This is a genomic window from Streptomyces paradoxus, assembly GCF_014202475.1.
GTDB lineage: Bacteria > Actinomycetota > Actinomycetes > Streptomycetales > Streptomycetaceae > Streptomyces > Streptomyces paradoxus.
The window spans coordinates 1-20,339 of record NZ_JACHGV010000023.1; the positions used below are offsets into that span (position 1 = coordinate 1).

The 20,339-nt window shown below is 65.9% G+C and carries 20 protein-coding genes and 4 pseudogenes; 10 read left to right on the forward strand and 14 right to left on the reverse strand.

Annotated features, from left to right (window positions below; translation table 11 throughout):
- Nucleotides 1–124 precede the first annotated feature (124 nt).
- The 4 genes and pseudogenes from HNR57_RS38345 to HNR57_RS38360 all read left to right on the forward strand — a co-directional run bounded on the left by HNR57_RS38345 (nt 125) and on the right by HNR57_RS38360 (nt 3,833).
- Nucleotides 125–838, forward strand: coding sequence for a hypothetical protein (locus HNR57_RS38345; protein ID WP_184567900.1), 714 nt, complete (start codon nt 125–127; stop codon nt 836–838).
- Between the two features lie 68 nt (nt 839–906).
- Complete coding sequence (locus HNR57_RS40785; RefSeq protein WP_184567902.1) at nt 907–1,401, forward strand: lactococcin 972 family bacteriocin; 495 nt, start codon at nt 907–909, stop codon at nt 1,399–1,401.
- A 1,437-nt stretch (nt 1,402–2,838) separates the two neighbouring features.
- Nucleotides 2,839–3,111, forward strand: a pseudogene (locus HNR57_RS38355) (transposase family protein); the annotation flags it as partial.
- 110 nt (nt 3,112–3,221) lie between these two features.
- Entirely contained in the window at nt 3,222–3,833 is a 612-nt protein-coding gene (locus HNR57_RS38360; RefSeq protein WP_184567904.1) for a DUF6082 family protein, read from the forward strand.
- Here HNR57_RS38360 and HNR57_RS38365 read toward each other — a convergent pair.
- Entirely contained in the window at nt 3,830–4,525 is a 696-nt protein-coding gene (locus HNR57_RS38365; protein ID WP_246555397.1) for a hypothetical protein, read from the reverse strand. The genes HNR57_RS38360 and HNR57_RS38365 overlap by 4 nt on opposite strands.
- A gap of 67 nt (nt 4,526–4,592) precedes the next feature.
- On the reverse strand, nt 4,593–5,150 hold the full coding sequence (locus HNR57_RS38370; RefSeq protein ID WP_184567906.1) for a hypothetical protein: 558 nt from the start codon (nt 5,148–5,150) through the stop codon (nt 4,593–4,595).
- Nucleotides 5,151–5,478: 328 nt separating this feature from the next.
- Between HNR57_RS38370 and HNR57_RS38375 the strand changes: the two genes are divergently transcribed.
- Entirely contained in the window at nt 5,479–6,111 is a 633-nt protein-coding gene (locus HNR57_RS38375; RefSeq protein ID WP_184567908.1) for a hypothetical protein, read from the forward strand.
- Nucleotides 6,112–6,173: 62 nt separating this feature from the next.
- Here HNR57_RS38375 and HNR57_RS38380 read toward each other — a convergent pair.
- A pseudogene (locus HNR57_RS38380) lies at nt 6,174–6,449 on the reverse strand (hypothetical protein); the annotation flags it as partial.
- 442 nt (nt 6,450–6,891) lie between these two features.
- On the opposite strand from HNR57_RS38380, the gene HNR57_RS38385 reads away from it, so the two are divergent.
- Complete coding sequence (locus HNR57_RS38385; protein WP_184567912.1) at nt 6,892–7,551, forward strand: HNH endonuclease family protein; 660 nt, start codon at nt 6,892–6,894, stop codon at nt 7,549–7,551.
- Between the two features lie 18 nt (nt 7,552–7,569).
- Here the strand turns inward: HNR57_RS38385 and HNR57_RS38390 are convergent, their stop codons facing one another.
- Together HNR57_RS38390 and ku (HNR57_RS38395) are read right to left on the reverse strand one after the other, a co-directional pair.
- Nucleotides 7,570–8,031, reverse strand: a complete 462-nt coding sequence (locus HNR57_RS38390) for a hypothetical protein (RefSeq protein WP_184567914.1) — start codon at nt 8,029–8,031, stop codon at nt 7,570–7,572.
- 10 nt (nt 8,032–8,041) lie between these two features.
- Nucleotides 8,042–8,935 carry a non-homologous end joining protein Ku gene (gene ku / locus HNR57_RS38395; protein WP_184567916.1) on the reverse strand — a complete coding sequence of 298 codons (894 nt, stop codon included), beginning with the start codon at nt 8,933–8,935 and terminating at the stop codon, nt 8,042–8,044.
- 237 nt (nt 8,936–9,172) lie between these two features.
- Here ku (HNR57_RS38395) and HNR57_RS38400 point away from each other — a divergent pair, with 237 nt between their 5' ends.
- On the forward strand, nt 9,173–10,294 hold the full coding sequence (locus tag HNR57_RS38400; RefSeq protein ID WP_313675824.1) for an IS630 family transposase: 1,122 nt from the start codon (nt 9,173–9,175) through the stop codon (nt 10,292–10,294).
- A gap of 29 nt (nt 10,295–10,323) precedes the next feature.
- Here HNR57_RS38400 and HNR57_RS38405 read toward each other — a convergent pair whose 3' ends face one another.
- The 4 genes from HNR57_RS38405 to ku (HNR57_RS38420) form a co-directional block, all read right to left on the reverse strand.
- Entirely contained in the window at nt 10,324–10,965 is a 642-nt protein-coding gene (locus tag HNR57_RS38405) for a hypothetical protein (RefSeq protein WP_184567920.1), read from the reverse strand.
- Nucleotides 10,966–11,054: 89 nt separating this feature from the next.
- Entirely contained in the window at nt 11,055–11,255 is a 201-nt protein-coding gene (locus tag HNR57_RS38410) for a hypothetical protein (RefSeq protein ID WP_184567922.1), read from the reverse strand.
- Between the two features lie 133 nt (nt 11,256–11,388).
- A complete protein-coding gene (locus HNR57_RS38415; protein ID WP_184567924.1) occupies nt 11,389–12,363 on the reverse strand; it encodes an ATP-dependent DNA ligase in 975 nt (324 codons plus the stop codon).
- A 9-nt stretch (nt 12,364–12,372) separates the two neighbouring features.
- Nucleotides 12,373–13,434 carry a non-homologous end joining protein Ku gene (gene ku, locus HNR57_RS38420; protein WP_184567926.1) on the reverse strand — a complete coding sequence of 354 codons (1,062 nt, stop codon included), beginning with the start codon at nt 13,432–13,434 and terminating at the stop codon, nt 12,373–12,375.
- Nucleotides 13,435–13,815: 381 nt separating this feature from the next.
- Here ku (HNR57_RS38420) and HNR57_RS41045 point away from each other — a divergent pair.
- From HNR57_RS41045 to HNR57_RS38435, 3 genes and pseudogenes are all read left to right on the forward strand, one after another.
- Nucleotides 13,816–13,869: pseudogene (locus HNR57_RS41045) on the forward strand (hypothetical protein); the annotation flags it as partial.
- Between the two features lie 55 nt (nt 13,870–13,924).
- Nucleotides 13,925–14,245: pseudogene (locus HNR57_RS38430) on the forward strand (DNA polymerase III subunit alpha); the annotation flags it as partial.
- A gap of 697 nt (nt 14,246–14,942) precedes the next feature.
- Complete coding sequence (locus HNR57_RS38435; protein ID WP_184567927.1) at nt 14,943–15,284, forward strand: hypothetical protein; 342 nt, start codon at nt 14,943–14,945, stop codon at nt 15,282–15,284.
- A gap of 28 nt (nt 15,285–15,312) precedes the next feature.
- Here the strand turns inward: HNR57_RS38435 and HNR57_RS40790 are convergent, their stop codons facing one another.
- Genes HNR57_RS40790 through HNR57_RS38460 form a run of 5 tightly spaced genes read right to left on the reverse strand, consistent with a single transcriptional unit; the run spans nt 15,313 to nt 20,336 of the window.
- A complete protein-coding gene (locus HNR57_RS40790) occupies nt 15,313–16,218 on the reverse strand; it encodes a cupin-like domain-containing protein (protein WP_184567929.1) in 906 nt (301 codons plus the stop codon).
- A gap of 12 nt (nt 16,219–16,230) precedes the next feature.
- The gene (locus HNR57_RS38445; RefSeq protein WP_184567931.1) at nt 16,231–16,821 is read right to left on the reverse strand and encodes a DUF6445 family protein; all 591 of its coding nucleotides are present in this window, start codon (nt 16,819–16,821) and stop codon (nt 16,231–16,233) included.
- Nucleotides 16,818–17,741 carry an MsnO8 family LLM class oxidoreductase gene (locus HNR57_RS38450; protein ID WP_184567933.1) on the reverse strand — a complete coding sequence of 308 codons (924 nt, stop codon included), beginning with the start codon at nt 17,739–17,741 and terminating at the stop codon, nt 16,818–16,820. The genes HNR57_RS38445 and HNR57_RS38450 overlap by 4 nt, the downstream gene beginning before the upstream one ends.
- Nucleotides 17,734–19,095, reverse strand: coding sequence for a TfuA-like protein (locus tag HNR57_RS38455; RefSeq protein WP_184567935.1), 1,362 nt, complete (start codon nt 19,093–19,095; stop codon nt 17,734–17,736). The genes HNR57_RS38450 and HNR57_RS38455 overlap by 8 nt, the downstream gene beginning before the upstream one ends.
- Entirely contained in the window at nt 19,092–20,336 is a 1,245-nt protein-coding gene (locus HNR57_RS38460; RefSeq protein ID WP_184567937.1) for a YcaO-like family protein, read from the reverse strand. The genes HNR57_RS38455 and HNR57_RS38460 overlap by 4 nt, the downstream gene beginning before the upstream one ends.
- Nucleotides 20,337–20,339 lie beyond the last annotated feature (3 nt).

A 20,339-nucleotide genomic window follows, 5' to 3' on the forward strand; every position in this document is an offset into this window, starting at 1 on the left:
TTGAGACCTAGACACCTCTCTCAACGGCACGGGGACCCTGTCCGTTGCTTACGGTCCCGCCGTCACCCGTCCGGGGGCCACTCTGAAAACCCTCATTGACTGCCTACGAGGGGCGCCATAGTCGTTGTCCAGCGGTACGTGCTTCACCGCAGAGGGTGCCACGACGGGCTCCACGATCCCGTACGACGGCGAGCCCCTGGCCGAGCTCGTCCCGGTCCCGATCGACGAAGCCGTCCGCAAGGCCACCCGGGAGTACGTTTCCACACTCCTGGCCCGTCTCGGCGCCTGCGGAAAGAACGTCGGCCAAGGTCCCTTCGCCAGCGCCCCAGACTTCCTCGTCCGCATCCTCGACACGGCCGACCCTGGCCACCGCCACCTGCTGTACGGCGTCTCGGCCACGCTGGAGACGCTGGTCTCCATCCTGCACGCGGACACGGACCCCCACGGTGCTACCCACCTCGACGACACCGAGGCCCTCGAACTCACCACGGTCCTCGCCATCCGTCTCGCGGCTCTGCCCGGCTCACTCGTCATGAGGACCGCAGCTCAGGGGCCCCAGACTGCGTCTACGGCTGTCGGATGCGAGCGGGAGACCTCAACCCCCTCACGGCCGGAGACGTCTTCGACGCCTACTGCACCGACATCGACTCCCGTGACCCCATCTCACGGGGAGCACTACGTCGGGAAAATCCAGTACGGGTGGCGAGGCTCTGACCCGTACCGTAGGCCCACAAAAGTCCAGTTCAAGGACGGCGAACTGACCACATCCTGCCGAATGCTGCACTACAGCCCTTTAACGGACAGTCCTTTTTCGGACAGTCCTTATCGAGGCTATTGACTGCCACCCGTTCCCTCACCCAAGATCATTACGCAAACTCCCACTGGGGGAGTTAGGGGAGGAATACCGTGAGGATATCCGGCAGATCGATCGTTCTCGGCTTTGTGAGCGTGGCGCTCGCAGCATTTAGCTTCGCTACGCCGGCGGCCGCAGACGCCTCTCAGGCCGCCACCGTTACGGCGAACGGCACTGTCGTCGCCGCGGATGGTTCCAAGATCGGCCAGGTCACCTTCCATAAGCGTGGTGACGGGACAAAGCCGCCTGCAGAGCTGGGTAACCCCTCAAAATGGGGTGCGATGGTGATCAACATAGACAATTCTCCTGCTACGGCGCAGGGCTGCATCGGTGCCAGTGGCGGAAATTGGTGCTACGGCTACGAGCTGACCACCGACGGTAAGTACTGCTACTCGAACTACTACCACGGCACTAAAATGCACCATTCCTCGGTCAAGATTGGCGCATTGAAGGGGAGCGCTTACGCGGCCGCTGGCAAAACCTCCTATGCCAACCGGACAGGGGGCGGTGCCTACACCTGTGAAACCTTCTACAGTCTTGATGAGTAGATCCTGATCCCCGCATGGCGCGGTCACCCTTTCGCTAAAGGCTAGGTTGGTGCGCCACTCGGGTCCTTTCCGTCGGCTGCGCAGTATCCGAGTGGCGCCACCTCCTACTTTGAATTAAACACGGAACAGGGAAGAAGAAATCGCACACTTTCCGCGCACTCGTGTTGCGCCGCTCGCAGTGCCCCCCGGGGTCGGTTTTCTACTTGGACTAGCGGGGCCCCTTACCGAAAAATGGGGCAATCCCGTTTGCGCCTCCCTGAATGTTGTTTTTTCCGATGGGTGGTCGTGGGTCTGTTATGCGTTCTTGGTGGGCTATTTCGGCCGATCCAAAATTGAGTCAGCGTTGCTGTCCTCTTTGGGGTTGGCTATCGGTGTGGTCACATACTATGTATTCAAGGACCTGAGCCCCACCATCCCGGCCGGACTGGAATCTGGCGCCACCGGCGAGGTAAATTACTCCAGTATGCTTGTATGGGGAATGGCAGCTTTTGTCCTTGGGGCACCCGTCGGGCTCTTGGGTAACCTGGCGCGAATTCCAAGTGTCGGCGGTCTCCCATTCCGACTGGTTGTTCCGCTCGTAGCGCTTTTCGAGACCTCCATGCAACTGGCTGTAGAGGCGGATGGGCAACGTGCGGTCCTTGGAATTACTTGGAATGTTATTCGGTTCATCGCGGGCGCTGTTGCTTTGGCTCTAGTAATTCACACCATCCGGAGTCGGTGGCACTCTCGGCGTATTCGTTCCGCGGAGTCTGATCAGCACCGCCCCAGAAGGGACACTTCGCCCTTGTGACCTTCTGAAGTCCAGCCTCGATTTCGTCAGCTGGGACCGTCGGTCGTTGATCGGCCCAGCGGAGCGCCCGTGTCCCCCGGGGTGGTGCGGTCCTCTCCTCTTCGGTTCTCGTCGGGGCGAGTGTCGGTCGGTCAGGCGATGGCTGGGAGGGCGGTCAGCCGCCAGACGGTGATGAAGGCGCCAGCCCAGGGCCGCCAGCTCCCCAGGGGGTCACCGAGTCCCCCGCCGAGGCTGCTACGACGGGCTCCACCATCCCGTCGGGTGACCACGTCATGCGGGGATCAGATACGCGTGCGCGTGTTCCCCTCACCCCGGTCTATGGCTGGGTAGAGACGACAACTACCGGTAGTGGTGAGCGCGCGACACACCGCTCACTTTCACCACCCACCAACCCCGCAGCCGATTGCAAAACCCCGTCAGGTCTCGCACTCTGGCCGAGCAGCCGACGGCTGCCCACTCGTCGAAGTCACCCCAGGCACCGCCCCCGGCTCCGCAACCGGCCGGGGGCGCTCGTGTACCCACCCAGAGTCACTGAGCTTCTTCGAGCGGGCCACCGATCGGCTGACAATCGTGAAGCATAACGAGCGAGGCCCCCGGGCAGTTGATCGAGATGTCTGACGTCTCAACCACGCTGCTCAGGGGCCTCGTTGGCCATCTATCCTGCCGCACTCGACCTGCCACATGCGCTCGTGGAGTGGGTCACCATGCTCATCGTCACCCGTAAGGGTGACCGCCGCTGCAAGCTCCGTCCGTCCCAGCGCGCGATAGTGGTCGCTGCCGGGTTCGGGATCAGCGAGTCCGCCGCCCACGCCTACACCAGCGCGGTCATCGACCTCCTCGCCGACCGTGCACCGGGCCTGCTGAAGGTCCTAACTGAGCCGCCAGCGGGCGACTGGCCGCTGGAGGGCCCCTTGCCGGACGTCAGGGTCAGCTTCATTCTGATCAGCGAACCGGCAGTAAGGTGTTCTTGGGGGGGCATGTGAGAACTCGCATCGGCAGGGTGCGGGGCGCGCGGAGGCTACGAACGGCCTTGGCATACGCCGTGCTCGGGCTCGGACTGCTGGGCCTGATTGCTTCCACACCGTTCGTACTGGCCGCGTTGGCTCCGACGAACAGCGACTGGGGGAAGCTCGGTGACATCAGCCAGACCTACGGGGCTGTGTCCGTCGTGCTCTCGGCCATCGCTCTGGCCGGTGTGGCTCTCTCGCTCCTCTATCAAGTCCGGCAGACGCGCACAAGCAATGAGCAGGCGATCAGAGACAGCCATCTGCAACTCGCAATGCTCGCGCTGAGTGATCCGGACCTGCTCGTGGCGTGGTCACCGCCCGGGACGCCAGTGGACTTGAAGCGGCACCGGCAGCATTTAGTGACGTCGCTCGCTCTCGGAGAGCTATTGCAGCGCTTCCGCATCGGCCATCTTCCCGTCGAGAAACTCGCGGTGAAACTCGACGGGCACTTCCGCGGTGAGATCGCGCGCGAACAGTGGGAACGCGAAGGGCCGGGGTGGCGCCGCACCATGGAAGCGGGCGATCGCCGTGACCGTGTGTTCGTTCGCCTGGTGGAAGAGCGCTACCAGGCTGCTGTGACGGCAGGACCGGCGTCCGCACTTCTGGAGTTTCAAGATCGGCCGGACAGCTCCTAGTCGGTGTCCGCCTTGGCTGTTCGGGTGGCCGCCTTCCGGGTAGGGAGCGCTGCGAGCGGGGACTGGTGGCCCTTGGGGGTCGCACGGACGGCATCCCAGTCGATGCGGCCGCTTCGGGCGATCCGGTCCAGGTCGGCCTGGCGGTAGAGCAGGACGACGTCGTGCTTGTTCCAGCTGGAGCGGGCCGTGTCCGCGTGGGCCAGGAGCCCGGCACGGATCAGGTGGTCGAAGTCCGAGGCGCGAAGCCCGAGGATCCGTGCTGCGGCGTCGCGCATGTGGAGCTGCCCGGCGGTCGAGGCGCGTGCGATCTTCCGCCGGTCTGTGAAGTTCTCCAGGGCGAGCCCGCAGTACAGGGGGTAGCCCTTGTGGTCGCCGACCACGGGCAGGTGGCCGCGGCGATCGAGTTCGGCGGCGGTGCCGGGGTGCACGACCATGTTGAAACGCTCGGCGAGGTGCTCCTCGGCGCGGGTCGCGCCGACGTCGGGCAGGGTGCCGACGGCCTCCTTGATGGCGTCGATGCGGGCGATCGCGTCGTCGAAGACGGCTGCGGACCATCGGTCACCGGCGACGTCGGGGCCGGGGATGAGCCCGATGCGCTGGGCGCGGCTGAACTGCCACAGCGTCAGTCCGGAGCGGGCGGGGAACTGCAGGGGGCCGTACGTCTTGAGCGTGCTGGCAGTGGTGGTGGGCATGCGGGGTCTCCGTCCGAGGTGCTGCAGCTGCGGGTGGCTACGGGGTGCCGGTGATCTTGCCGGGGGTTTACCGGTAGGCCCCGTCCCACATCTCCTCGTCGGCGTACTCGCCGTCGTCGTGGTACTCACTGAAGTCGTCCGTCTCGGCGCCCCGGAGCTCGTCGTCCAGCGCATCCAGGACCAGCTCTTGGTACTTCTCCTCGGCCGGGTCGTACGGCTCGCGGGCCTCGTCGGCCATGTCCGCCGAGTACGCCGCCTCCTGCTCTGCTTCCCATTCGGAGCGTTCGGCCGGGGTCAGCGAAGTCAGCCACGCCTCGTGCTGCGCCCGGCGGCCCTCGTCGGCGGCAGCGTGGTAGCCCTGCCAGATGTGCGCCGGCATGTTGGGTTCCGGGGAGCACCAGGACCAGGTGCCGTCGAGCAGGTGATGTCCGTCCGTACGAGCGCACCGGCCGCCGTCGATGGGATGCGCCAGGCCGTGGCAATGCAGGACGAGTTCTTTCGAGGGCGGCGGTGTTGTGCGGGGTGCCCCGCGCAGCTCGGCGAGGACATCGGGGAAGCGGCGGCCGGTGGTTCGGGCGATCTGGCGGGCCTGGCGCTTGAGGTGGTCGCTGCCGGTCTTAGTCACGGTCGTCTCGTCTCCACAGCGGGACCCCACGCTTCCCGCCGGACGTCGCGTGGCGCAGCCGGACAGACGGGTCCTTCGGGTGGTGCTGCGCGGGACCCGACTTCGGTCCTTGTCCGGCGGCGCTGCCCCGGTGCGGCGTGGGCGCGGGGGCAGCAGCGGAAACGGCGGTTCGCGGCATGCCGTCTACTACGGGCTCTACCGTACTGCGCGCCACTGACAACCCAGGCGCGACCGTCGTGACCAGGACGGGACCGGCCCAGTCTGCGAGTTTGCAAGGATGAGCCTCGAACGATCAGTCCCCCTGTATTCGTGATGAGGGATCCCAGCCGTGGCCAGGAAGAAGAACAGACGCCCCGCGGACGAGTATCAGCTGCCGCCGCACGTTGATCGGGCCCGCCGGGCCCGCCAGGTGGTGAGCAGAGCAGCGGGATGGAAGCCACGTCCGGAGCTCCCACAGCGCCGCGTGATCCTGGCCGGGCTCGGCATGTCGCTCCTCTGCGCGGGGATGACTGCCGTCTTCTGGCTACCACCGCACTCTTTGGTACGGGACCTGCGGGCCAGGGGCGTCACTTCCGCTGCCACCGTCGTCGGCGTGGATTCGAAGCCGAAGTACGTCAAGGTGCGCTTCGTGAGCGGCCCTCGGATGGGAGCCGAGGTCAAGCTCTCGGACTACGCTGGGATGTATCCCGAGGCCCGGCCTGATGGGGCCATACTCGTCACGTACGACCCCGAGAAGCCGTCCAGGGCCCTCACCCACGGTTGGGTGGAGGACCCGCCGGCGAACCTGCCGGCATACGGCACCTCGGCCCTCACCTTGGTGTGCCTGAGCCTCACAACGGCAGCGGCAATCCGCCGTGTCCGCACCCTGCGTGCCTCCGGACCCGGCTTGCAGTCCACGTCACTGTCGGAGAAGGACGCCGGACCGGGCGGGACCGCATACAACCCCAGCCACAGTCGTTGAAGCACCACCAGCGCAATCCACAGCTTGCGGCGATCAGATCGCCCTGTTCGACAGCAGCAGCGTTAGACGCGGTTGCGGACGGCGAGGACGGCCAAGCCCAACAGGACGGGTTCGGTCAGGCGGGAGGTCATCTCGATGTAGGTGCCGGCGGTGGTCAGGTCTTGACCGGAGGAGCGGAACACCACCGAGTTGAGGGTAACGTTCAGGGCTTTCTCGAAGCGCTCGCCGGTGAACCGGTTGCTGGTGACGTTCTGGGGATCGTCCTTGTCGATCTCAAAGGTGACCTTGCCCCCGCCGGCCGGGACGGTGCCGGTCGCGGTCTGCTTCGGGTTGTCCTGGATGCCGCTCACGGCGCCCCGAAGGCCGCGACCAGCCTCGCGGAACCGGCTCCGTCGCGCCGACGGGCACCGGCCGAACGCCGCCGCGACGCTGGTGGCCGCGCGGTCGCCGCCCGCGCCCCGGCCAGGTGCCCGACCCCTCGCTCACGGCCAGCTGCTGCACATCGACCATACGGCCTGTTCCCAGCACGCCGGCGACAGCGAACATGCGGGCTGCCGCCTACGATCGTCGCCCTGACCGCGCTGCCGGACGACCACCACACCGGCCTGGGCGATCTCCACCGGGCACCACCACGAACGCGCCGACGGGAACTGCGGGACGTCCCCGCCGCGTGAGCACAGCGGGCCATGTCGCTTCTCCGGTACGACCATTGCACTCACACGAGGGGCGCCACCGCCGAACCCGGCACGTGCGCCCCTGGCAGGCCGCTACCAACAGTCCATGCGTACCGCTCTGCTGCGCGGCCTGCCCGCCGTGCTCCTCAGCGTCCTGTCCCTCACCATCGCACCGCCCGCCCATGCGGCAGAGACCGTTCCTCTCGTCGAAGCCGTCGCCAGGTTGCCGCGGGTCACCGAGTCCCGCGACGGTTACACCCGCGAGGCGTTCAAGCACTGGAACTCCGGCGACGATCCGGCCGACGGCTGCTCCACGCGCAATGAAGTCCTCATCGCCGAAGCCATCGAGGCGCCGGTCGTGGGTCCGAGGTGCCGGCTCACTGGCGGCACCTGGTGGTCGTACTACGACCAGACCTCGGTGACGTCCGCCTCCGGCCTGGACATCGACCACATGGTGCCCCTGGCCGAAGCCTGGGACAGCGGAGCTTCGGCCTGGACCGCGCAGCGGCGGGAAGCCTACGCCAACGATCAGGGAGCACCGAGCAGTCTCGTCGCGGTCACTGCCCGCTCCAACCGCAGCAAAGCGGACCAGGACCCGGCCCAGTGGCTTCCCCCAGCTGGCGACGTCCACTGCCGGTATGCGGCCGAATGGACCGGCACGAAACTCCGCTGGAATCTCTCCGTGGATGACACCGAGCACGCCGCCCTGAATGACCTGGCCGCCGCCTGCCCCGGCCAGACCGTCACCTATACCCCCTTCACCTGAGACCCACCTGGTGGCCTGTCATCGGTTGGCTTGGTAGTAGGCGTCCCAGGCCTGCTGCTGCCAGAACAGCACGAGAAAGAGCACCAAGAGCAGCTCGTCGGGAAGCGCTTGATCGTTGCTCTGCAATCTCGCACGGGCGGGACGGCTCCCGCCTTGGTCGTAGTCGATCTGGAACGGGCCGACGGCACAGGTGCGGCCGCTTCGGTCGTACTGCAGCTCGTAGGGGCCGATGTGCTCCAGGCGGGATTTGCGTTGTTCGCACCTCCACTGGCCAACGGTGAGAGGCAGGCTTGACCAGCGGCGGTAGGTGACCTCGATGCCGCCTACCGCCTTCAAAGTTGAACTGAAGCGCTGGTACTCGAGCGTCCATGAGCCCATGGCGCGCGGCGTGGTGTCGGCCCCCTCCCGTGGTCCGTAGGTGATCGCCACGCCGCCGATCTCGCGCAGTAACCCTTTGCTGTACGTCAGCTCGATGTCCACGTGGTGGCTCCTAGGCGCTGCGTGGTCGGCGAGCTGACGCCTTCTTCGCTGCGGCCTTCTTGGCCGGCTGCTTCTTTGCCGTCTTCTTCTCCGGCATCTCGTGCACCTCGGCGTCCTCGCCTCGGCCCGCCCGCGCCTTTTGGACCGACTCGGTCAGGGCGGCCATGAGGTCGACGATCTGGCCCGGCTTCTGCTCCGGCTCCTCCAGGTGCGGCGGCTCGCGGTGCTCCCGTTTGGCCTCGAGAATCTGCTCCAGTGCCTCGGTGTAGGTGTCCTGGAAGTCATCGCCTTCCAGGTCTTCGCGCGTCATGGAGTCCATGAGCGCCAGTGCGCCTTCGATCTCGTCGTCGGACAGCTCAACCGGCGGCGGTAGCAGGGAGCTGGGGTCGCGGATCTCGTCGGGCCAGCGCATGGCGTGCAGCACGATCACGTCCTCGCGCACCCGCAGCAGGCCCAGCCTTTCGCGCCCTGACCAGGCGTATTTCGCCACGGCGACCTTGGCCGAGCGGCTCAGGGCTCTCGCGAGGAGCTTGTACGGCTTGGCAGCGACCTGTTCCTTCGGCTGGAGGTAGTAGCCCTCGCCGATGCGGATCGGATCGATCGACTCCAGTGGCACGAATGCGACGATCTCGATTGCTTTCGCCGTCGGGAGTGGAAGATCGCTGAGTTCCTCGTCCGAGATCGGGATGACCTGTGTCTTGGTCAGTTCGTAGCCCTTACCGATCTCGTCGGTGTGCACCTCGCGGTCCTCGACCTCGCAGAACTTTCGGACGCGGACGCGGCCCATGTCCTCCAGGTGGTACTGGTGGAAGCGAATCGAGTGGTCCTCGGTCGCGGACTGGACGTTGATCGGCACGGTGACCAGGCCGAAGCTGATGGCTCCGCTCCACACGGTTCGGGGCATGGGAGACCTCCGCAGTAGCCCCGAGCAGCACCAGCCTAAGAGCGCCATGCCAGTGGCGCACCACACCGTGCCGCTCTCGTTTTCCTGCCAGACGACTGACCGAGAAGTGGTCGTAGCTGGCACCCCTCGGATCGGGCCGGCGCCCTGTGGCTAGTGCTCTGACCACATTGGTTCGCCGGGTTGGTGGTCGGGGCGGTTGGATGTTGCGTGACGTCCGATCCGAGTGCTGGGGGTGTGGTGGCTGAGCCTGTCCGCGTGCGCAGGTTGACCGATCAGGAGGGGCAGAAGCTGCAGCAGATCGTGCGTCGGGGCAGCACCAGTTCGGTCCGCTTCCGACGCGCGATGATGCTGCTGGCGTCGGCCGGCGGGAACCGGGTCCCGGTGATCGCCCAGCTGGTGCAGGCCGACGACGGCACCGTCCGGGAGGTGATCCACCGATTCAACGAGATCGGCCTGGCCTGTCTGGACCCTCGGTGGGCGGGAGGCCGTCCCCGCCTGCTCAGCCCTGACGACGAGGACTTCGTCATCCAGACGGCCACCACCCGCCCCACCAAGCTCGGTCAGCCTTTCACTCGCTGGTCCATCCGCAAACTGTTGTCCCACCTGCGGAAGGTCCATGGGCGGGTCATCCGCATCGGCCGCGAGGCGTTACGCCGTCTGCTCGCCCGCCGCGGCATCACCTTCCAGCGCACCAAGACGTGGAAGGAGTCCCCGGACCCCGACCGCGAGGCAAAGCTGGACCGGATCGAGGAGGTCCTGGACCGCTTCCCGGACCGGGTCTTCGCGTTCGACGAGTTCGGCCCGCTCGGCATCCGCCCCACCGGTGGTGCGGGCTGGGCCCCGGCCAGTCACCCCGAGCGGCACCCGGCGACCTACCACCGCACGCATGGCGTCAGGTACTTCCACGGCTGCTATTCGGTTGGTGACGACACGCTCTGGGGCGTCAACCGCCGGAAGAAGGGCGCCGCGAACACGCTGGCCGCGCTCAGATCGGTCCGGGCTGCCCGACCGGACGGCGCCCCCATCTACGTCATCCTGGACAACCTGTCCGCCCACAAGGGCGAGACGATCCGCCGCTGGGCGAAGAAGAACCGAGTCGAGCTGTGCTTCACGCCGACATACGCGTCCTGGGCCAACCCAATCGAGGCGCACTTCGGGCCGCTGCGGCAGTTCACCATCGCCAACTCCAACCACCGCAACCACACCGTGCAGACCCGGGCCCTGCACGCCCATCTGCGCTGGCGCAACGCGAATGCCCGTCACCCCGACGTGCTGGCAGCCCAGCGCCGCGAGCGCGCTCGCATCCGCAGCGAGAAGGGCATCCGTTGGGGCGGACGTCCCCTCGCCGATGCCGCTTGACCAGCCCGGCGACCTTGCCCGGCCGGGTTCTAGCAGTAGCCGTCCACCCTGGCGCCAGCTGGAGCGAGGTTGGGCAAGGGATGTCCTGCTCTGTCGGAGGCAGCGGACCGTAGGAGGTCAAGAATCGTGCACCCCGGGTAGCCCCGAAAACTCGCGTAGGTGCCCCGGTAGTAACAGCTCCAGTAGCTCACGACCCGCCGTTGAGTGCGCGCGAAGAAGGCAGCGTTGTCCACGAGGAACTGCCCGTAAGCGAGGTGGCCGTAGGTGCCGGGCGTGGCGAGATCACGGAGCTCATCGCAGATGACGACCAGGATCTCCAAGACGTACTCGCCAACCAGCTGCACGACGAAGGGGACGACCCATGGGTCCGTGGAACCAACGACCTTCTCCAGGTGGCGCTGCCTGACCATGCCGTCGCAGTGCCTTGAGTACAGGCAGTGCAGAAGCTGTTGTTGGCGCGACGAAAGCGACGCCACCCTGTCAGTTGGCGGCTCGTCGTTGTAGAGGCGCCCGGGGATCAAAACCTGCTGGCCCTCGACAGCGACCGAGAACGAGGCATGCGGCTGGAGCCGAGAATCAGTCATCACCGCCAGGACTGCCTCGGCATCGCTTGCAAGCTCGGCTGGGAACGCCGTGATCAACGGATTGCTGCGGTCGGAAAGCGGCTGCACGAGCCGAGCATAGGCGGATGCCTCGGCCAGGTAGCTGGCATTAATGGCCCCACATCCGCCCAACCCGGCGAAGGTATGCGGTCAGAGCACTAGCCGCGTGCGGTGGCGTACCGCACGCCGGGTCCCCACTTGGCCATGGCCGGTGTCATGCACCACTGGCACAGCGGGCAGCCGCCGCGGCCGTACTTGTGGGTCTTGCGCTGGCACTTTGCGCACGGGCCGACCAAATCACCGGAGCAGGTGTGGACGGAGGGGTCGGGTTCTGTCACCGGCGGCACGGGAGTCGTCATCGTCGTTTCCTGTTCTGGGCGACCACGACCGATCGCCTTCCCGCAGAATACGGCCTGATTGACACGACTGTTCGAGGCCCAGTGAGGTGTCGCGCTCGTGGTGATCGCCGTCGGGCCGCCGCGCTGCGTTCGGTCATGGTGGGGTGGACTGGAGAGGGACGTCGGCAGAAGAGAGGTCGGGACGGGCCCTGTGGAGGCGTGCGGGGTGGCGCCATCGGCCACTGGCGTCGCGGGCGACGTCGACGCCGACCTCGACCACCAGTTTGGGGTGCACGAGGGTCACCGTGAGCTTCTCCGTGGTGCCCCAGCCGGCGGAGAATGACCAGCCCGTCCACGGATGCTCCGGACCGGCCGGGGTGAGGTGCCCGGCGATGGTGCTGCCGGCGGCACGGGCGAGGGTGGTGCTACGGCCGGTGTACTGCAGGCGCCCCTGGGCGTCGTATCTGCCGAGCAGGAGGCTGCGGGGTGAGGTGAGTGGGCCGGTGACTCCGCCGACGATCGCCTCGGTCGTCTCACGTGTTTTGTACTTCAACCACCCCCTGACCGACTGCTGGTAGGAGCCGTCCAGGCGTTTGAAGACCACACCTTCTATTCCGACCGCTGCCCACGTGAGCCACTCCTTCACGGTGTCCGGGTCAGTGGTCGACGGGCACAGAGCCCACGGCGCCGACAGGTGCTGGGCGACGAAGACGGACTCGAGCGCGGCCCTGCGCCGCTGGTACGGCCAGGCCGTGGTGTCCGTGCCGGACAGGCGGAGCAGGTCGAATGCGACGAAGTGGGCGGGCGCCTCATCGGCGGCCCGGGCCGCCCCGGCGCCGCGCCGCTGGAGCCGCTTCTGCAGCCGCTCGAAGGCGAGCCGGTTCTCCTCCCACACGACGAGCTCGCCGTCCAGCGCGGTCGCGTCCGGCAGCTGCGCGGCGCCGGCCACGATTTCAGGGAACGCGGGGCCCATGTCGGTGCCGCGCCTGGAGCGCAGCTCCACCTTCCCGGCGTCGGCGGAGAGCAGGGCCCGGAAGCCGTCCCACTTCGCCTCCGCGGCCCAGCCGGGCCGCAGGTCGGGCTGGGAGACAGGGGCGCTGAGCATGGGCTCGGGCAGGTTCCACGGCATGGTCGAGAGTCAGGCAGCGCTCGTCTTCTTGCGGCGGCCCCTGGTACGGCTGAGAGCGTCGATGAGTTCTTGCCGGCTCATCTTTGACCGGCCGGGCAGGTCCTGCTCGGTGGCCCGCTCGTACAGCTCTGCCTTGCTCAGCTGCCGCAGCTCGCTCTTACCCGCCCCCCGCTCGCGGGACGCTGCCCTGGCGGCCTTCGGCTGCTCCTTCCTGCCGGCGGTCCTCCGCGACGTCCTTGCGGCAGGCTTGGGTGCTGTCTTGCGTGCCGAGCCCGCCTGCTTCTTCTTGCCGCCGTGGGCCTGGTCGATGCTGCCCTGCAACGCCTGCATCAGGTCGACGACGTTGGTGGCCGCCGGCGCCTCCTCGGCCGCGGCGACCTCCTGGCCCTCGGCCTTCGCCTTCACCAGCTCGCGCACCTTCTCCTGGTAGGTGTCGCGGTAGCGGGAGGGTTCCCACGGTCCGCTGAGGGAATCGACCAGCTGCAGCGCCATGTCCAGCTCCTTGCCCTTCCCGGCGCGGCCGGAGGGCAGTTCGGGCAGCTCCTTGCCCGGGTCACGGACCTCATCGGCCCAGTGCAGGGTCTGCAGCACCAGAATCTTGTCCTCCGCGCGCAGGGCGGTCAGGTACTGCTTGCCGCGCATCACGAACGTCGCAACGCCCACCCTGTTCGACTGGGCCAGTGCCGCCCGCAGCAGCTCGTAGACCTTGGTGTACTCCTTGCCGCGCGGAGCGAGGTAGTAGGTGCGGTCGAAGTAGACCGGCTCGATCTCCTCAAGGTCGACGAAGTCGGTGATGTCGATGGTCTGGGAACGGCCCGGCGCGATCTCGTCCAGCTCCTCGGGCTCCACCAGGACGTACTCGCCCTCGCCCACCTCGTAGCCCTTGACGATGTCGCCGGTGCCGACCTCGTCGCCGGTGCGTTCGTTCACCCTGCGGTTGCGGATCCGGTCGGCGGTGCCGCGCTGCAGCTGGTGGAAGTGGACGGTGTGGTCCTCCGTCGCGGAGTAGAGACCGACTGGCACGGTCACCAGTCCGAAGGTGACCACACCGGTCCAGATCGCGCGTGCCATGACCGCCCACTCCCTCCGATGTCGCCAGCCGGCCAGTCGGGGCCATGCACCGCGCGCTCCTCGCCCGGTCCGCACCTAACTGGTGTGTCTCTTATGAGACACCGCAGGTCAGCGGCCCGCACCTTGCGATCAGGTCCGAGTGGGAGGTGCGGCCGCTGTTACCGATGGACCTGGCGAGCCGCGGACGATCGCCGCGAGGCGCGGTACGTCCACCGCGCTAATTCGTACGCTTGTGCGATTCCTGGTTATGGTGGATACCTGGAGAGGACCCAGGTCAGGGAGGACACGGGAGAGGCGGAGGTGTGAGGCCGTGGATTTACTCATCTGCGCGTCGCCTCTGGATACTCCGCCCGTTACGGAGCCTCCCTCCCCGGCGCTCTTGTGCAGCGCGCTGCCGAGCGCGGGATGACGACGCTTGCGCTTACCGACCGGGATACCGTCGCGGGCACGGTTCGCTTCGCCACCGCTGCCGCGGCCGCCGGTATTCGCCCGGTGCGGAGTGATTCTTTCGAACGTGTCGCTGCTGGACCGACTTCCGGTGCAGCCGACCCCGGCCGGCTACCCGATGGTGCAGGCCGACAAGGAGGACGTCGAAGATCTTGGGCTCCTGAAGCTCGACGTCCTGGGCGTGCGGATGCAGTCCGCGATGGCCTACGCGGTCGCCGAGATCCGCCGCACGACCGGACGCCTCCTCGATCTCGACAACCCCGACCACGTCGACCTCAACGACCGGCAGGCCTTCGAGATGATCCGGGCCTCGGACACCGTCGGCCTTTTCCAGCTCGATTCTGTGTCAACTGTTGGCGTGTTGCCCTCCCGCATGCATCGGGCCCGGCTCGCTCATGGGGGCGAAGAACCCAGCAGCTCCCACTGTGTTGGCACGTAATGGACATATTGTCGGGAAGGGGGTCAGAGTCGCCGTTCTTCCTCAAAGCGCAATACTGGGCAAGAGTCCAAGTTCTGACTGGGCGGCTCAGTTGGATCTTGATGTTGCTCTAGACCGAGCACGCCGAGGCCGTCGAGGGCGACGAGGGGCCGTTCGGTGAGCCGTCGAGCAGGCGATCAACAAGCTCAAGCAGTCCTGGGCCGCGGCAACCCGATACTCATGCGCGCTTTCACATCTCACGGAGGCCCTTGAGCAGGGGCCTGTATGGAGGCGGACCACATCGTGCAATGAAGTCCGAAACGACGCAGGTCACCTCAAGGCTGAGAGCAACGCTCGTCACCCGGGCGACGTATAGAGCCACCCTCAGCTTTCAGATCAGCGAAGCGTCTCAGGCCGCGCGACGAAGGGGGCGGGTACTCGGCCGTGCGCGCCAGCGCTCTGGCCTGATGGCAGGTGAACGCTGCGGACGGCACGTTCACTGCGGGACGCACAACCCACACATGAATTCACCCGAATAGCCCGAGAAACCGTACGCATCATGCGCATGAAATGCGACGCCATGTTCCGTATGGTACGAATTAGCATCATTCTCATCGATCGATTGCATGACAGGAGATACGGCATGCCACGTCCCAACAGCGAAAAGATGACGTTCGAGAAGTTCTGCAGGGACTACATCCCCGAACACCCGGAACTAGGTCTCGGAACCGACGAACTCAGCCCGTCCGAGTTCGCGAAGGTGGCACTCGAAGAAGGGCGCAAACTCGGGTTCGCCTTTACGGAGTCCGAGATCCAGGCCGTTCTCGGCGAGCACCGACGGGTGCGCAAGGAGATCGCAAATCTCGGCGCATCGGTCAAGGCAAGTGCGAACGGAACGGCGATGTGCTGGCACGGCGGGATCACGACCGAAGAGCCGATCGATGCTGACTGGCTCGTCATCAAGGCCGAGCAACCCGAGCGCTGACACAACGGAGGCCCAGGACCGCTGACATTCATCTGCACAGCGAGCGCAGTTCACCCGGCGTCATCACTGGCGGCTGGCTGTCAAGCGACTCAAGGTAGTGCTCCACTTCCCCGAAGAGCCTGACGCCCAGCCTCTGAGCGAGCGCTCGTGGCCGGAGCTTGTCCTGCGGTCGGTGGCCTCGGGTAGACAGGGTGATGGTGACGGCGGAGTCGTCGATCTCGACGCGATGCCACCAGCGTCTGCCCCAGGTAACCATCTGACCGGGCCCGAGATTGGCGCGGATGGCGCCGGTACCGTCCGAGAGCCATGCTTCTGGGACGGGGGACGTGTACATGGAACTGAACCGCCTGCAGAGGTCCCACAGCGGGCGTCGCGGCACGCGCCGGCAGGACGGGGGAACGAAGTCGAACTGCTTGTTGCCGCGCACGACGAGGTTCCAGCGGCCATGCACCATTTCGCCGTCATGGTGCAGAGGGGTCACGTATCCGCCGCTCCCGATCCACAGCAGCGCGAAACCGTACGGGTCGAGAGACAGTCGACGGTGCATTTCCATGATGACGGACTGCAGGGGCTGCCCAAAAGCCTGTACGGGGATGACGGCGTACGGCTTCAGCGTCCGAAAGGACGGATCATGGATGACGTCGAACGCCTGGCCGGCAGACATCAATGCCTTCGTGCGCCGTTCCCACGCGAGGAGTTCGGTCAGGTCGAAACGGTGAGCCCGCGGAAAGCTCTGCCGGGTACGGAACATGCCGGGAATGAGTTCCATCCCCTGGCCCCGGTAGGACTTGCGTAGCGCCTCCTCACTGAACTCCGGTAGTAGATCGCCGATCGCATGGTGCTCGTCCCGCACGAGGGGTCGGGGCAAGGCGGCGGCGCGTCGGTCGATCGTGGTACCGCCCTGCCACAGAGTCGTTCCGGACTGTGATTTCACCCTGCCTGTTCCTCACTGGCTGTCGGTCTGGGCCCGGTAGAAGAAGAAGTTCTGGGTCATCCGCCCATCGGCCAGGTTGGCTCCCGTAAACCGGCGAGCGCCCGAGTGGAAGTACTTTCCGTCAAAGATGAGCAGACGGTTGTACTTCATGGGCACGTTGTAGACGATGTCCCACGCATTCGGGTCCAAGGTGTCCCTTTCGATTGCGCGCCGCACTTCTGGGCGGACGTTGTCCTCGGGCGACACTCGTTCGATGCCCAACTCCCTGTGCCGATAGAAGTACGTGCCCTCGGTCTCCGCCTTCGACAAGTGCACGATCGCGCTGAAGTCGGGGGTGTCCACATGGACCATGGAAGTACGCAGAACCATGTCGTCGGCCGTGGTGATCCGGAACGCCCCCTGAGACCGCTGGTACTTGAGGTCGATTCCGCCCAACAGCTTCGAGAAGCGGGCCATGGTCGCGGAGACATCGGCGGGCCCTTCGGCCGCGACGCCCGGGTAGTTGACGCCTTCGGGACGAACGTATGCCAGTCGGAGCGCTCCTTCGCGCACTGCGTCGGGATCATCGTAGAAGTCATCAACAACGAGGAAACAGTGCTTCATGACCCAAGCCCCAGTGCTTGCGCGAGAAGCTCTGCCGACCTCATCCGGCTGCACCTGTCGGGGGCGATGTCCAGCAGAATCACCTCATTCACCTCGTATTCCGCACAGAACTGTTCGATCCTGGTCTTGCACTGCTCCGGATTCCCGACCACGGTCGGCACGTAGTTGGGATTGGGAAAGCGATCGCGCATGGCCCGCGCCTCGGCCTCGGTCTCAGCGCACACACCGGCAACAGCGATGGCCGCACAGGGCTCGGTGAGTTCACCGGAGGGGCGAAATTCTTTCCTGTAGCGCTTGAGATGGGTCGGCGGAGCGATGCCGCCATGGAAGAGGGTGCAGCAGAACCGTGCGCCGGTGCGCGCCGCGTGGCGTGCCGCGCCGGCCGATCCGCAGATCCATACCTCCGGCATGGCAGCACTCTCCGGGATCACCGGAGCCCCGGCATGCGGATGGCTGAGTGCCAGGGAGTTCCGCAGGTGGCCGACGAGGTCGTCGACCTTCGCGCCGTAGTCCTGGTCATTGAGCAGACCGTCGCCAGCCGCTCGCCCGTCCAGCAGCGCGCGATGTGAGGCCAGGCTGTCCGCACGGCCGCGGCCGACGCCCAGGTCGACACGGCCGAACAGCGTCTCCAGCAGGCGAAAATCCTCGGCCAGTTTGAGCGGGGCCCAGTAATGCAAGAGCATCGCCCCGACGCCGACCCGGATCGAGTTCGTTGCTGCGGCCACAACGCCGGCCAGCACCTGAGGACTGCCGCAAGCGTGTCCCTGTACGTGATGCTCACCGAGCCAGTAGCGCGAGTAGCCCAGCGCCTCGGCTCGCGCGGCGAGCGTCAACGTGTCCTGGAGCGCCTCGTTCGGGGACCGGCTGGTCCAGACCCAGCTGAAGTCGAGGAGACCGATCCTCAGGGGAGGCTCAGGCATCGGCCCGCACTGCGCTCGTCTTCTGCGCGCCTTCTCGAACGTACTCCAAGAGCAGCTCGCAGACGAACTGGCTGCCGTCATGGAACCGGCGCGCACGGATGTGATCGTCGAACGACGTACCGAGCTTCCGGAACCGGTGCTCGTACCAGTCCAGGAGATCAGCTGTCGTCGTTCCGACGTCCTCCGCGGAGGGAAAGGTGTTGCCGAACTCGGCCAGGGCGTCGCACTTTTCGGTGACAGCTGTCGCCACCGTCTTGAACCGGCCCCGACGTTGCAGCTCTGCAGGAAGAAAGGCGTCGAGTCCGGCCGAGTGGTGCCTGGCCACGCTCTCGACGAGGGCGAGGACCTCCATCAAGGCAGAGAATTCCTCTTCTGCCAGCATGTTCCTGTTCAGCCAGTCCTGTGTCGTTTCCGGTGTCAGCAGCCCCTGTGCCATTTGGAAGCGCTCCGTGACACGTGCGACCTGCTCCGGCTCCGTCCGGATGCCGAGCCGGTGGGCTTCCTTGACGACCAGGTACATCGTCAGTGCGCCCTCGAAGATCGCGTCGGCGTCGTCCTCCACTACGCCGACATGACTGCGGATCGCCCCGATAGGAACGCGGGAACTGGCTCCCGGGCCGGTTCGTACACCACTAACCAGCTGATCCCAGAAGACCGTCGACTCGAACTCGAAGGGAGGCTGGAAGGGTACATCGAACCTGGAGCCGGCATGCGCGATCTCCGTGAGCAGTTGGAGAGCGTCAAGCCGCTTCTGGTTGGGTCTGTCGTTCTCGACGAACTTGACGAGCGCGTCCAACTCCGACTGAGGAAGGTCGGTGTTCCGTGCGATCTCCGGCACGAGCGACCAGGTGCGCTCCGCATAGTGGCGTCGTTTCATCTCCCCGAGGACTGTGTCGTGCGTCGCCCGTCCGATATATCCGCGCCTCATCGCTTGGAGCAGCCCATCGCGGATGTTGGCCATGGCTTCGGACAGGACTGCGAAGCCCGATTCCTCCGCTGTGTGGATGACGGCGACCTCGTCGTCGTCTTCGTACACGCCGTCGCGGTACGCCTCGAAGATCCGCCCGACGCCCACCATTCCGAAGGGGTGGAGTTCAGCGGCCCGCAGCGCCCCCATGCTTGATGCCCCCACAACGTGCACCCCCACGGACAGCGCGTACAGAATCTCCTTGTGCCAGACTGCGGGAACCTGTTCGAAGTATCCGTCGATGATCGCTACGACCTTCGCGCCGTTCTTCACCGCCCGGTAGACGTCACCCGCTTTCGCCGGTGGCAAGTACTTAGCGGTGGGCAGGACAGCGCGGGCGTCCTCCCGGGTCAGGCTGGGTCCGAGAAATACGTGGACTGCCTTCATGACTTCCCTTTCCGAACGGCGCGGGCACGTCGGCCTTCCACATAACCGGCCACGAACGGCGCGGATTCGAACTCGGGCACAATCACCTTCACTACGGGGATCCCGATGTCCGGCTTCGTCAGATCGACCACTACCACCTGGTCGACATCAGCCGCGCGGAGGGCGGCCAGTATGATCTCGAGGTCTCCCTCGAAGGTGTCCGTCTCCGGATACCGGGAGTGTGGCACGAAAGGCTGCACACCGGGAGCCGTGAAAATGCTGTCCCTGAATGCTTGGGCGCTCCAAATGCTCTGGGATCCTGCGTACACCGCCGGTGGATTGTCGTCACGGCTCGCCGCGATGACGGTCAAGCGTGCCTGGGCCGCTTCTGTGATTGCACGGCTGAGCGCCACGACGGGCGACAAGTGCGTGCCGCACCCCCATTCCGCTCCCAAGCGATTCCATTGGCCGCGTTCCTCCCGCTCCATCAATCCGGCGCGGAACGTTGCGACGCCGACCTCGGAAGTCATTTCCATGACCGCCAGTTCCATGTCAGCGGCATGGCACAAGTCGATCAGTTCCCTGAGAGAAGGTTCATCGATCGTGTCGAGATCGACCTTCGCGCTCGGCGCGTCGACCGTTCCCTGCGCGCATTTCAACGCGTGCGCGTCACGTTCAATGACCTCGCACAGTGCGTGTTCGATGGCCTCCAGAAGGTGATTTCCCGACGCCAGACCATTGGAGCTGCCCAGGAAGGTCATCATTGCCTGGGTGACTCCGACCGTGTTCATGCTGACGAACTCGAACGGAACCCAGACCTCTTCCCCGGACAGCAGATCCCAGCCCGGGAGCCACGACTGCTGCTGCTCGAGCCGTACCCTCCCGCCCTTTACCAGCGGTAGCCGGTGCAGGTCGACGAGGTTGTGCCGACGGCGCAGCGCGTTGTAGGAACCGTGGAGGCACGGAATCTCAATGTTCTCGGCATGCCAGAGTTCAACAGCCTCCATCATTGCGGAAGCCTTTGCCGACTCGATGTCGGCGCCCTTCCCTTGCGAGACGGACAGAGAACGGGAGTTGGGGCGGATGGCCTGAACGACGGGGATACCGATGACATCCAGGCCGGTGACGTTGGCCAGGCGTGTGATACCGACCTCTCGCATGTGCCGTCCAAAGTCTTGCAATGTCTCGGCAGGAAGGCGGGTTCGTCTTGTGCCCGGCAGGAACGTCTTCGGCTGGTGGTAGTCCCGGTTGAAGATGCGCATGTT